Source organism: Jujubicoccus corallicola, from assembly GCF_047345645.1.
Lineage (GTDB): Bacteria > Pseudomonadota > Alphaproteobacteria > Rhodobacterales > Rhodobacteraceae > JBLEFH01.
Genome location: NZ_JBLEFH010000001.1, coordinates 235038 through 248090 on the forward strand (window position 1 = coordinate 235038; position 13053 = coordinate 248090).

Consider the following 13053-nt stretch of genomic DNA (forward strand, 5'->3'; position numbering starts at 1 on the left):
GATCAATGCGCGAAAATATCCACCTCGGGCCAGCCAGCGAGATCGAGCCGGGCGCGGGTGGGCAGGAAGTCGAAACATTTCTGGGCCAGCTCATCGCGGCCCTCGCGGGCAAGCCGCTGGTCAAGCTCGTCTTTCAGGCGGTGCAGATACAGCACGTCCGAAGCGGCGTAATCCATCTGCGCGGTGGTCAGCTCCTCTGCACCCCAGTCACTCGACTGTTGCTGCTTGGAAATATCGACACCCACCAACTCACCCAAGAGATATTTCAGCCCATGCCGATCCGTATAGGTGCGCACCAGTTTCGACGCGATCTTGGTGCAATAGACCGGCGCTGCCAGCGCGCCAAAGGTGTGATACATCACCGCAATATCGAAGCGCCCGAAATGGAACAGCTTCAGCACATTCGGGTCCGTCAGCAGCTTTTCGAGATTGGGCGCGGAGGTCTGGCCTTTCGCGATCTGCACCAGATGCGCGTCGCCATCGCCATTGGAAAGCTGGACGACACAGAGCCGGTCGCGGTGCGGATGGAGGCCCATGGTCTCACAATCAATCGCGACACTCGATCCAAGGTCGAGCCCGTCGGGCAAATCGCCCCTGTAAAGATGGTTGGCCATGTGTCTCTCCGTCTGTCCTTCGTTAGCTAGGGTGTCGCTGGTGGCGGCGCAAGCGGCGCTTTTCTTCTTAAAACTTTCGCTAAGCCCCAAAAACCCTGTCAGTTTGCTTTATATATACAGGAGGGAGAGGCAAGTCCTCACCTCTTCTGGACGCTGAAAGGGGGAGAAAATGTATCAATCCATCGTCGTCCCGGTCGATCTGTCACATCGCGACAGCCTTCAGGATGCGCTCGACGTCGCGGCGCGTCTGGCCAAGCATAATGGCGCGAAAGTGACCTATGTGGGCGTGACCGGCACCACGCCGAGCCGTGTGGCGCATAATCTGGAGGAATACCGTTCGGCGCTCGACGCGCTGGCCGAGGAGGAAGGGCGCAAGCACGGCCACCCGGCGGAAGCCGCAATCGTTGCGTCTCATGATCTGCGCGCGGATCTGGATCGCGACCTGCTCGACTATATCCGCAAATCGGACTGCGATTTGGTGGTGATGGCGAGCCATGTCCCCGGTTTTCTGGAGTTTTTCTTCTCCTCCAATGGCGGTTATATCGCCAGCCATGCGCCGTGTTCGGTGTTTCTGGTGCGCAGTTAATCGGCGCTCAGGCAGTCCGTGAACCCTTTGGCCAGCCCGGTCAGAAGGGCAGCGTAGAACTCCGGCCCCGGCTCGTGATCCGCGCCGATAGGGTCGAGCGTGCCGATCTTCGCCCCGGTGCCCTCCACCACGGTTTCGACCAGTCCGGGATTGTGCTGCGGCTCCTGGAAGACGCAAACGGCCCCAGCCTCCCGCACGCGCTCGCGGAGCGACGCGATCTGCCGCGCGCTCGGGCGCTGACCGTCGCTCATGGCGATGGCGCCGAGGGCGGGCATGTCGAAATGCTGCTCAAAATATTGATAAGCATCATGAAACACGATGAAAGACGCGCCATGGAGCGGGGTCAGGTCCGCCGTGATCTGATCTGACAGCGCGCGCAAATCCGCCTGCGCTTCCGCTGCATTCGCTTGGTAAGCTTCGGCATTCTCCGGGTCCGCCTCCGCCAAGGCCGCGGCGATCACATCCACCCAACCCATCGCGTTTTCCGGGTCGAGCCAGAGATGCGGATCATCGCCGTGATGCGCATCATGCACCTCGTCATCATGGTCATGGCCGTGATCATGCGCCCCACCAAAGGCCGCGTTGTGGCGGGCGGGCAGATGCACCGTTCCGGGCGCATCGGCGAGCGCGATGGACGCGTCAGTGTTCAGGCTCTCCATCGCCTCATCAAGCCAGGGCGACAGGTTCGGCCCGATCCAGATCACCGCATCCGCCGCCTGAAGCGCCGCCGCCTGAGACGGGCGCAGCGCAAAACCATGGGGCGAAGTGCCGGGCGGCAGCAACAACTCCGGCGTCCTGACCCCCTCCATCACCTGCGACACCAGCCCATGCACCGGCGCAATATCGGTCACAACCTTGGGAGCGGCGAGGGCAGGTGCAGCGAGACTCAGCGCCGCGAGACAGGCAAAAAACTTCATGAACATCTCCATTTACGGCGCAACTGTTATGCTATAACATTATACTAGATCAATAGGATTTTACGGGACGCTTCCGGACATTTACGTTAAGGTCGCGAAAAGTAGCTATTTCAAACCCTTCTGACGCTTCAAGAGGCTTCATGACCAGTTCAACCCCGCCCGAGGTCGAGGTGCAAGACCCGCCGCGCCGTCGCCCTCTCGCCAGTTGGCCCGTTGTGGGCATCTTCACCATCATGCTTCTGGGCAGCTTCGCATACGCGGCTGCCTTCATGATCCCGGTGACGATGGCCCTCCTGCTCTCCCTCGTCTTTACCCCGGTGCGCCGTTTCATGAGCCGGCGCGGCATCCCGAGCGGGATTTCGGCGGCTGTGATCACAGTGGCCTTTATGGGCGCCTTGATGGGGCTTTTCGGCGCGCTCTCCGTGCCGATTGCCGATCTCATCGACGATGTGCCAACCATGGTGGAGCAGATCGAGCGCCGGTTCGCGGACATGCGCGGCTCCTTCGAGGAGATCCAGCGCACGGCGGAGCAGATCGAAGAGGCGACCAATGGCGGCGAGGAAACCATTCAGGCGGAATCCGGCGAGGGCCTGATCGAGACCTTCACCGGCACCGCGCCCGGCATCATGGGGCAGGCGGTCTTTATGCTTGTCCTGCTCTTCTTCCTGATCGCGGCGGGGGATCTCTTCTACCGCAAGATCATCGCCAGCTTCTCGACCCTGCGCGACAAGCGCCGCGCCTATGCGGTGGTCCGCGAGATCGAAACCTCGCTCGGCAGCTATCTCGGCACGATCACACTTATCAACTTCGCGCTCGGTGTCTGCGTCGGCCTTGCGATGTGGTGGTGGGGGATGCCCTCGCCGCTGCTCTTCGCCGCCGTGGCGTTCCTCTTCAACTTCATCCCCTATCTCGGCGCCATCGCCGGGGTCGCCTTCGCGGGGTTCATCGCCCTCGTGACCTTCCCCGGCTGGGCCCCGATCTTCGGCGTGATGCTGACCTATCTGACCCTCACCGCCGTCGAGGGCCAGCTGATCACGCCCTATTTCGTCTCCCGCCGCCTGCGGCTCAACACGGTTGTGGTCTTCGTCGCCGTCGCCTTCTGGGCGTGGCTCTGGTCGGTCATGGGCATGGTTATGGCTGTGCCGCTGCTCGTGGTGATCCGGGTGCTCTGTGATCACATTCCGGGGCTGGAGCATGTCGGCAATTTCCTCTCCGCCGAAGACCCTTCGGTGGTGGAGGAAGACGCCGAGCGCGCCCGCAGCGATACGGATCGCAGCTAGACGTTACTTGTCGCGGTTATAGCGGAAGAAAGCCGGGCCGGAGAAACTCCGCATATTGCGGCTCTGGCTCACCGGCTTCACCCGGCTGATGCCAACCCGCTCGCGGAAGAGGGCAAAGAGGCCGCTCGCGATAATGATCGCCGTGCCGATGGCCACCCATTTGTCCGGTGTTTCGTCAAAAAAGAGCAAGCCAAAGATGGTTGCCCAAATGATCTGGCTGTATTGCAGCGGCGCGATCATCGCGGCGGGCGCGCGGCTATAGGCAAAGACCGACGCGAGCTGACCTGTCACGGAGAAAAGCCCCACCACCGCCATCAACGCCAGCGCGGTGAGGGTCGGGGGCTGATACACGGCGGGTTGCAGGCAGGCCATGACAATCAGCGTGCCGAGCATGGGGAACAGCACCATCACCACCGGGCGCTCTTGCGGCCCGATCTTCCTGGTAATCAGCGCGCTGAATGCATTGGCGAGCGCCCCGATCAGCGCGGTGGCATGGCCAAACGTGAGGTCCGAACTGCCCGGACGCAGCACCACAACCACCCCGATCAGGCCCATCACCACCGCCATCCAGCGCCATTTGCCGACGGTCTCGCCCAGGATCGGCACCGAGAGCGCCGTCACCAGCAGCGGCGTGGTAAAGAGGATCGCATAGACCTCCGTCATCGGCAGGACGGAGAAAGCGTAAAAGGCGCTCGCCATGGCGATGAGGCCGCTGACCACGCGTCCGGCGACCCAAAGCGGGTTGTTGGGCCGGAACGTGTCCTCGCGCCGGTCCGCCCCCATGATGAAGGTCATCGGGATGAGCGCGAAGAGGCCCGCGAAGAAGATGATCTGGAAAACCGAATAGCTCGCCCCGAGATGCTTGATGATCGCGTCATGGGTCGCAAACACGGCGAAGCCGCAGAGGGCGACGAGTATGCCAGCAAGGGGCGAATTGCGCTGCATCGGGGTCTCCAGACGAAAAGACCGGCGATTTCCGGCCCTTGGCGTATGGCTTGCATATCCCGATCAGCGACTCAAGGCATTAACCTTGGGTTACGCGAAAACACCCGTCACCTAGGGTCAGGCAAAAACGACCGTCCGGCTGCCATGGAGGAACACCCGCTGCTCCAGATGCGCCCGCACGGCCCGCGCCAGCACGCGCGACTCGATATCGCGGCCCGTGGCGACGTAGTCCGCCTCGCCCATCACATGGGTCACGGGCTCCGCATCCTGCACGATAATCGGCCCCTCATCAAGATCGGGCGTTACATAATGCGCCGTCGCGCCGATCAGCTTCACGCCGCGTTGCCACGCCTGGCGGTAAGGATGCGCGCCTTTGAAGGCGGGCAGGAAGCTGTGGTGAATGTTGATGATCCGCCCGAAATGCCGGTTGGAGAACGCATCCGTCAGCACCTGCATGTAACGCGCAAGAATAACGAGATCTGCGCCGCTCTCTTCGATGATTTTATCGAGCGCGGCTTCCTGCTCTTTCTTGGTCTCCGGTGTGACGGGAAGGTGGTGGAACGGAATTCCACGGCGCGCCGCATCTTCGGCCCAGCGGTCGTGATTCGACACGATTCCGACAACATCCGCCTTGAGCGTGCCGATCTTCACGCGATAGAGAAGATCCTCGTAACAGTGGTCCACGCGGCTCACCATGATGAGAATTTTCGGCCGATACTCCGCGTCGATAATCTGGATGCTGGCATCCTTCACAGGCAGGCGCTCATTGATAGTGGCGCGCAGGGTATCGGGGTCCAACGCCTCGGGATGAGAGAACACCACCCGCATGAAAAATCGCCCTGTTTCCGGACCCTTATCATGCTCTTCGCCAAAAAACTGCGCGCTTTCGAGAATGTTTCCGCCATGGCGAAACAGCCCTTCGGAGACCGCCGAAACAATGCCCGGCTGGTCGTCACAGGTCAGCGTCAGGATGGATTTTCCGGCCACAATGCTCTCCCTTTTTCCGGCTGCCTTAATGCGAAGAAAGGGCTTCCGCAACAAGCGGAAATTTCGTTACGTAGGATTAAAATTAAATTCCGCGGAAGATTCTTCTCGTTTTCCAATGTGTCGCTTATATAGTAACCATTGTTAGCCGTGACTTAACGCTCCGCGCCACGGAGTGATGGTTACTTTTTGTTAATGAATTATTGTCACGCTCTTTAGGAGCGTGAGGGCGTAGGATGACCGAATACCTTCTGAGACTGATATCAGACAATCCAAGGTGGGGATTTTTCATCGCCCTGGCACTGGTGTCCGTAACAGAAACATCCATCGCCGTTCTGATGGCCGAAATGGCCGGCTATCTCGTCGTTCCCCAGATCACCGCAGAAGTGGGCTGGCGTTTGCCCGCCATCGTCGCCGTGGTCGCGATGTCGATCATCATCCCCGGCAGCATGATGGAAATGCGCGTCGGCACCTCGCTGCGGGAGGCCAATCTGCGCCTGCAGCGCGCCAGCCACACGGATTTCCTCACCAATATCAACAACCGCGCCGGTTTCGTCTCTGAGGCGACGCGGGTGGTGGATGAGTCCGATGGCAACTGCGCCCTCATGCTGCTCGATGCCGATTATTTCAAATCCATCAACGACCGTTACGGCCATGATGTGGGCGACAAGGTTCTGGTCGCCATTGCCGATGCGATGAAATTCTGCGTCCGTCGCAACGACATTATCGGCCGGGTAGGGGGCGAGGAATTCGCCGTTCTGCTCACCGATATCGATCAGGAGCAGACCGCGATCATCGCCGAGCGCCTGCGCTCCAACATCGCGAATTTGCACATCCCGTCGGGCGAGGATGAAGAAACCCTGACTGCGACCACATCCATCGGCGTCGTCTATATGGACATTCCGAGCAGCTTCAATGTCTGCTTCCGCGTGGCCGACAAGGCGCTCTACTGCGCCAAGGGTCGCGGGCGAAATACGGTCAACATCGTCGCGCTCAGCGATCAGCCCGAGGCGGATTTCGCCTTCCCTTTGTCCGCAAGCCAAACTGAGCGCCGTCGCCCGATCCGGCTCTACGGTTAAGGTTAATTTCCGGGTTAAGGTTAATACCCGGATTAAGATTAAAACCTGAAAGTTTAAAGCGGTGCGCCGGTCATCAGGCGCGGCAGATCCCCCGTGAGCCCTGCGGCCTCGCGCATGAAGCCGCGCCGCAGCGGCGGGATCGCATTGACCGCGCCAAGTCCTACCACCCGCGCGGCGCGTAGCAGCGCATTGTCGTTGGAAAAGAGCCGGTTGATGCTTTCCGTCGCCAAAACCAATTGCGCCGTGTCGGCCCGCCGCCAGCTTGCATAGCGGTCAAGCGCCGTCGCCGCCCCGATATCCTCACCGCGCCGCGCCGCATCGGTCAGCACTTCGGCGAGCGCCGCGATATCGCGAAACCCGAGATTAAGGCCCTGACCGGCCAGCGGATGCACCCCATGGGCCGCATCGGCGATCAGCGCCAGACGCGGCGCGGTAAAGTCGCGGGCGATGCTCAGACTCAGCGGATAAGAAAAGCGTTTCCCGGCCAGCGTGATCTCCCCCAGAAAATCCCCGAAACGCGGGCGCAGATGCGCGAGATAATTGGCATCGTCCAGCCCGTTCACCGCCTCGGCATGATCCGCGCGGCAACTCCACACGATCGACGAGCGGTTCTCGGTGAGCGGCAGGATCGCCAGCGGGCCTTCGGGCAGGAACATCTGATGCGCCACGCCCTGATGCGGCTTCTCATGCGCCAGCGCGCAGACGAGGCCGGTTTGCCCATACTCATGCCCGCGCCGCGTGATCCCGGCGCGCGTCGCCGTCCCGCTCATCCGGCCATCCGCGCCGATAATCAGTTGCCCGCGCAGGGTCTCGCCGCTCGAGAGATCCACCTCCGCCACCGGCGTCGTCCGCTGCGCCGTGACGCGCGTCTCATCCATGAGCGTGATCCGCGCTTCGGCCTCACAGGCGGCGCGCAGGACCGCGCGGATATGGCGACCTTCCACCAGCCATCCCATCGGCCCGCCATCAAGCTCATTGTGATCGAAATGCAGCGTCAGCGGCGCAACGCCGCCGCCCGGCTTGCCATCGCTCACCTTGATGTCGAGGATCGGCTGCGCGTGCGGCTCCAGCGCGTCCCAAAGGCCAAGCGCGGCGAGCATCTTCTGACTGCCCGCCGAAATCGCATAGGCGCGCCCGTCGAAATCCCGGTCCGCGCGCGTTGCCGCCGGGGCTGCGTCGATCACATGAGAGGTCAATCTGCCCGCCGCCGCGGCGAGCGCCATGGCCGGTCCCGAAAGACCGCCGCCAACGATGAGAAGAGTGCTGTCCATACCCATTTGGCTACACCTGCCGCCGGATCAGGTCCAGCAAAACCGCGCATGGTTAAGCGCATGTTCGGGGAAAAAGCTGGACGGACAGAGGATTGCATTGCAAGACTTCGCGGCGGAGGTGCCCATGACCAAAATGCCGCAGAGCCTTGCGACCCTGTCCCGCCAGATCGCCTCGGGCGATATCGACCCGGTGACGCTCACCGAACAGCTTCTGGACAAGATCGAGGGCCTGCCCGCAGAAACCTCCGGCTATATTCGTGTGACGCCGGGCCGCGCCTTTGCCGAGGCGATGGCCGCGCGCAAAAGGGCGCGGAACGAGGCGCGCAAAGGTCCGCTCGACGGGATCCCGCTGAGTTGGAAAGACCTTTTCGACATGGCCAACCGCCCGACGGAGGCCGGATCGGCGCTCCTCAGCGGCCGCGTGCCAGGCAAGGATGCGGCGGTTCTGGCGAAACTCTCGGCAGATGGCGCGGTCTGCCTCGGCAAGACGCATATGACCGAGCTGGCCTTCTCCGGCCTCGGCCTCAACACCATCACCGGCACCCCGCAAAACGCGATCATGCCGGGCTGCGTGCCGGGCGGGTCCAGCTCCGGCGCGGCGGTCTCCGTGGCCATGGGGCTGGCGGCGGCGGGGATCGGCAGCGATACCGGCGGGTCCGTCCGGGTGCCTGCGGCGTGGAATGACCTCGTCGGCCTCAAAACCTCCCATGGCCGGATCAGCACCGACGGCGCGGTGCCGCTCTGCAAAAGTTTCGACACGGTCGGCCCGCTCACTCATTCGGTCGAGGACGCCGCGCTGCTCTACACCGCCCTCGGTGGCGGTCCCGTGGATCTCGCGGGCGCGGCGCTCAAGGGCCGCCATTTCGTGATCCCCGAAGCCGGAATGCGCGATCTCGACCCCACCATCGCCCAAGCCTTTGAAACCGCCGTCGAGCGGCTCAAATCCGCAGGCGCGAAGGTGAGCCGGGACACGCTCCCCGAGATCGACCTGATGCTCACCATGTCCCGCGTCCTCTTCGCGGGCGAGGCCTATGCGCAATGGGGCGAGGTGATCGAGGCGATGCCCTGCCTGATGGCCCCGCCGGTGCTCAAGCGCTTCCGGGGCGGCAAGGATGTGACCCTTCAGGAGTTCAACGAGGACTGGAAAACCCTCACTGAGCTACGCCGCAAACTCACCCGCCGCCTCGCAGGAACGGACGGGCTCCTACTGCCAACCGCGCCGATCCTGCCGCCGAAAATCGCGGATCTGGAGGACGAGGAGTTCTTCAAAACCGTCAATCTGCGCTGCCTCAGCCACACCCGCATCGGCAATCTCTGGGGCGGGGCGGGGCTGACGCTGCCGACGGACAGCAAAGCCTGCGGCCTCATGCTCCTCGGCCCGGCAGGCAGCGACGCCCAACTCCTGCGCCTCGGCGCGGCGATGGAAAAGCTGGTGCGGCCGTAATCGCCGCGACGGCAAAAGGCGCGGCCATCCCTTTTCGCGATATAATCTTGCCGTCTGACTAGACGGACTCCTCTAAAATCGCTAGAATCATGCGCATAGAGGGCCGCAAAGGCCCCGTTATGAGGCCAAGATGCAGTTTCCTGAGCGGTTTTCCGACCTACCGGATTACGCCTTTCCACGCCTGCGCGCTCTGCTCGACCCGCATGAACCGGGTGGGGATGTTCTGCATATGTCGATTGGCGAGCCGAAACATCCGTTCCCGGCCTTCGTGATCGACGAGATCAATCGCCATGCCGATGGGTTCAACAAATACCCCCCCAATGACGGCGCGCCGGAACTGCTTGCGGCCATAGAGGGTTGGCTCAAATGGCGGTATGGTGTCGATATTCCGCATGAGGGGATCATGGCGCTCAACGGCACGCGGGAGGGGCTGTTCAACGCTTGCCTCGCGCTTTGCCCGGAGCAGAAGAACGGCCAGCGCCCGGCGGTGTTGCTCCCCAATCCGTTTTATCAATGCTACGCGGCGGCGACCCTCGCAGCGGGGGCCGAGCCGGTCTATGTCCCCGCCACGGCGGAAACTGGGTTCCTGCCGGATTACAGCGCCTTGCCAAAAGAGATCCTCGACCGCGCCGCCATCGCCTATCTCTGCGCGCCGTCGAACCCGCAGGGCGCGATTGCGACGGGGACCTATTGGCGCGACCTGATCGCCCTGGCCGATGCGCATGATTTCCGGCTCTTTGCCGATGAATGCTACTCCGAGATTTACCGCGGGGAGCCGCCACGGGGCGCGCTCGAAACCGCGGCGCAAATCGGCGCGGACCCTGAGCGCGTGCTGATTTTCCACTCGCTCTCCAAACGCTCCAGCGCGCCAGGTCTGCGGTCGGGCTTCGTGGCGGGCGGCGTCAAATCCGTCGCCGCGATCCGCAAGCTGCGCTCTTACGGCGGCGCGCCGCTCCCGCTGCCGCTGCAAATGGCGGCGGCGCGGCTTTGGGCCGATGAGGAGCATGTGACCGAGAACCGCGCCCGCTATGTCGGCAAATACGAGATTGCGGACGAGATTCTGGGCAATCTGCCTGGCTATACCAGCCCCGAAGCGGGATTTTTCCTCTGGCTCGATGTGGGGGACGGGGAAGACTTCGCCCTCCGGCTCTGGAAAAACCACGGTGTGCGCGTCCTGCCGGGCGCGTATCTGTCGCGCGAGAGCGGCGGCACCGATCCCGGCGCGCGCTATATCCGCGTCGCGCTCGTGGCGGAAGAAGATGAAATTACGCGCGGTCTGACCGCGATCCGAACTGAACTGACAAACCGAGGATGACGGGGATATGATGGCCGTGAAAAAACAGCGCCGCGCCGCCAAACCCAAGGCCAGCGCGAAAAAGAAGAAACCGAACCGGATCCGCCTCATCGAGGAGCATCACGAGGAGGCGCTGCGTCAGCGCGGCACCGAGTTGATCGGCATCGGCATGATCGTCTTTGCCGTGATCCTCTGGCTGATCTTCACCAGCTACCATGCGGACGATCCCGGCTTCCTCTCCTCGTCGAGCAACCCGGCGCAGAACACCTTCGGCCGCCTCGGCGCGGCGCTGGCGGGTCCGTTCATGTTCTTCACCGGCTATGGCACGCTCGCCCTGCCGATTGCGCTCGCCGTCTGGGGCGTCCGCCTCGTCATCCACCGGGGCGAGGAGCGCATCGTCTCGCGGCTGATCACCGTCCCGCTGATGTGGACGCTGGCCTCAATCTACGCCTCGACCCATGAAATCCACGCCGACTGGCCGCATAACTTCGGCCTTGGCGGCGTCTTTGGCGACTGGCTGCTGACGCCGCTCGTGACCATGCTGCCGCTACCCCCGATGGGCGGCCTGCGCGTCGTCGCGGTGCTGCTCGCGGGCGCTTTGGCGCTCGTCAGCCTCTACGCGCTTGGCTTTACCCGCCGCGAACTCCGCAGCATCTGGAGCGTGATCTGGGAGGGGGCCGTATGGCTCTATGCCGGGATCGCGGACATGCTCGGCCTTGCAGGCGGCAAAGCGGCGGAACTCGCCCGCGAGCGCAAAGCCGCGATGGCCGAAGGGCGCGCCGCGAAAGCGGACACACAGCCCGCGCGCGCGCCGGAACCGGCCCCGTCCAAGCCCGGTTTCCTCTCGCGCCTCTCCGGCAATACCGAAGCGTCCCCGGCGCAGACACAGCCCGCATCGGGCGGCATGTTCAGCCGTCTGCGCGACACCACCGAGGATCTGATGGGCTCGGGTGCGCCGCAGCGCCCGGAGGCCGCGCCCGTCACGCCAACCCCTGCCGCCGAAGTGCCAAGCGCCCCGGCCCCCGACCGCCACACTGCACCCGCGCCGCGCCCGTCGGCGCCCGCGCGTCCCGCCGCGCCGAAACCCGTGCGCGACGGCGCGTTTGAGCTGCCCGATCAGGAGCTTCTGCGTGACCCGGCGACCGTCCAGCGCACGCATCGCTCGGATGATGAACTGGAATCGCAGGCCCGCGCCCTCGAAGGCGTCCTCGATGATTACGGCGTCAAAGGCGATATCGGCTCGGCTCACCCCGGCCCGGTTGTGACCCTTTACGAACTCGAACCCGCCCCCGGCCTCAAAGCCTCCCGCGTGATCGGCCTCTCGGACGACATCGCCCGCTCCATGTCCGCCGTGACCGCGCGTGTGTCCACCGTGCCGGGCCGCAATGTCATCGGGATCGAGCTTCCGAATGACGACCGCGAAATGGTCCTCCTGCGCGAAATCTTCAATTCCCGCGAATTCGAAGACCCGCGCGCCGCGCTCCCGCTGGCGCTCGGCAAGGATATCGGCGGCGCCCCCATCGTCGCCAACCTCGCGAAAATGCCACACCTGCTGATCGCCGGGACCACCGGCTCGGGCAAATCCGTGGCCATCAACACCATGATCCTGTCGCTGCTCTACCGCCTCTCGCCGGAAGAATGCCGCCTGATCATGATCGACCCGAAAATGCTGGAATTGTCCGTCTATGACGGCATCCCGCACCTCCTCTCCCCTGTTGTGACGGACCCGAAAAAGGCCGTCGTCGCCCTCAAATGGACCGTCGCGGAGATGGAGGAACGCTACCGCAAAATGTCCCGCATGGGCGTGCGCAATATCGACGGCTACAACGCCCGCGTGAAAGAAGCGCTTGCCAAGGGCGAAAACTTCACCCGCACGATCCAGACCGGCTTTGACGACGACACCGGCGAGCCCGTCTTCGAGACCGAGGAAACCACCCCCGAGGCGATGCCCTATATCGTCGTCATCGTGGACGAGATGGCCGACCTCATGATGGTCGCGGGCAAGGAAATCGAAGCTTGTATTCAACGCCTTGCACAAATGGCGCGGGCCTCGGGCATCCACCTCATCATGGCTACGCAGCGCCCCTCGGTCGATGTGATTACAGGGACGATCAAGGCCAACTTCCCGACCCGAATTTCCTTCCAGGTCACGTCGAAAATCGACAGCCGCACGATCCTTGGCGAAATGGGCGCCGAGCAACTTCTGGGGCAGGGCGACATGCTCTACATGGCCTCCGGTGGACGCGTCACCCGTGTCCACGGGCCGTTCGTGTCCGATGCCGAAGTCGAGAAAGTCGTCAATGATCTCAAGGCCAAAGGCGCGCCGGAGTATGAGGCGGGCGTCCTCGACGGCCCCGATGACGACGCCGCCAGCGACATCGACCTCGTCCTCGGCCTCGGCGGCAATACCGACGGCGAAGACGCGCAATACGACCAGGCCGTCCAAATCGTCCTGCAGGACCGCAAATGCTCCACCTCCTACATCCAGCGCAAACTGGGCATCGGCTACAACAAAGCCGCCCGCCTCGTGGAGCAAATGGAGGAAAACGGTGTGGTTTCAGCGGCGAACCACGTCGGCAAACGGGAGATTCTGGTGCCAGAGCGGGGCGGGGTGAACTGACCTTCGATACCGAAAAAAA

Annotated in this window: 11 protein-coding genes; 6 read left to right on the forward strand and 5 right to left on the reverse strand. The window is 63.2% G+C overall.

Features of this window, described 5'->3' with window-relative positions:
- Window positions 1–2: 2 nt before the first annotated feature.
- Window positions 3–614, reverse strand: a complete 612-nt coding sequence (locus ACMA5I_RS01150) for a ribonuclease D (protein WP_525884383.1) — start codon at window positions 612–614, stop codon at window positions 3–5.
- Between the two features lie 169 nt (window positions 615–783).
- Between ACMA5I_RS01150 and ACMA5I_RS01155 the strand changes: the two genes are divergently transcribed.
- Entirely contained in the window at window positions 784–1200 is a 417-nt protein-coding gene (locus ACMA5I_RS01155; RefSeq protein ID WP_525884384.1) for a universal stress protein, read from the forward strand.
- Here the strand turns inward: ACMA5I_RS01155 and ACMA5I_RS01160 are convergent.
- A complete protein-coding gene (locus ACMA5I_RS01160; RefSeq protein ID WP_525884385.1) occupies window positions 1197–2117 on the reverse strand; it encodes a zinc ABC transporter substrate-binding protein in 921 nt (306 codons plus the stop codon). The two genes, ACMA5I_RS01155 and ACMA5I_RS01160, sit on opposite strands and share 4 nt — an antisense overlap.
- Window positions 2118–2257: 140 nt before the next feature.
- On the opposite strand from ACMA5I_RS01160, the gene ACMA5I_RS01165 reads away from it, so the two are divergent.
- A complete protein-coding gene (locus ACMA5I_RS01165) occupies window positions 2258–3397 on the forward strand; it encodes an AI-2E family transporter (RefSeq protein ID WP_525884386.1) in 1140 nt (379 codons plus the stop codon).
- Window positions 3398–3400: 3 nt separating this feature from the next.
- Here the strand turns inward: ACMA5I_RS01165 and ACMA5I_RS01170 are convergent, their stop codons facing one another.
- Window positions 3401–4342, reverse strand: a complete 942-nt coding sequence (locus ACMA5I_RS01170; protein WP_525884387.1) for an EamA family transporter — start codon at window positions 4340–4342, stop codon at window positions 3401–3403.
- Between the two features lie 117 nt (window positions 4343–4459).
- On the reverse strand, window positions 4460–5332 hold the full coding sequence (gene purU, locus ACMA5I_RS01175) for a formyltetrahydrofolate deformylase (protein ID WP_525884701.1): 873 nt from the start codon (window positions 5330–5332) through the stop codon (window positions 4460–4462).
- 299 nt (window positions 5333–5631) lie between these two features.
- Between purU and ACMA5I_RS01180 the strand changes: the two genes are divergently transcribed.
- On the forward strand, window positions 5632–6405 hold the full coding sequence (locus ACMA5I_RS01180) for a GGDEF domain-containing protein (RefSeq protein WP_525884388.1): 774 nt from the start codon (window positions 5632–5634) through the stop codon (window positions 6403–6405).
- A gap of 53 nt (window positions 6406–6458) precedes the next feature.
- Here ACMA5I_RS01180 and ACMA5I_RS01185 read toward each other — a convergent pair whose 3' ends face one another.
- Window positions 6459–7682 (reverse strand): UbiH/UbiF/VisC/COQ6 family ubiquinone biosynthesis hydroxylase, encoded by a 1224-nt coding sequence (locus ACMA5I_RS01185; RefSeq protein ID WP_525884389.1) that lies wholly within the window; start codon window positions 7680–7682, stop codon window positions 6459–6461.
- Between the two features lie 118 nt (window positions 7683–7800).
- On the opposite strand from ACMA5I_RS01185, the gene ACMA5I_RS01190 reads away from it, so the two are divergent.
- The 3 genes from ACMA5I_RS01190 (at window position 7801) to ACMA5I_RS01200 (ending at window position 13034) form a co-directional block, all read left to right on the forward strand.
- Complete coding sequence (locus ACMA5I_RS01190; RefSeq protein WP_525884390.1) at window positions 7801–9120, forward strand: amidase; 1320 nt, start codon at window positions 7801–7803, stop codon at window positions 9118–9120.
- 130 nt (window positions 9121–9250) lie between these two features.
- Window positions 9251–10435 (forward strand): aminotransferase class I/II-fold pyridoxal phosphate-dependent enzyme, encoded by a 1185-nt coding sequence (locus ACMA5I_RS01195; protein ID WP_525884391.1) that lies wholly within the window; start codon window positions 9251–9253, stop codon window positions 10433–10435.
- A gap of 10 nt (window positions 10436–10445) precedes the next feature.
- Entirely contained in the window at window positions 10446–13034 is a 2589-nt protein-coding gene (locus tag ACMA5I_RS01200) for a DNA translocase FtsK (protein ID WP_525884392.1), read from the forward strand.
- The last annotated feature ends 19 nt before the right edge of the window (window positions 13035–13053 follow it).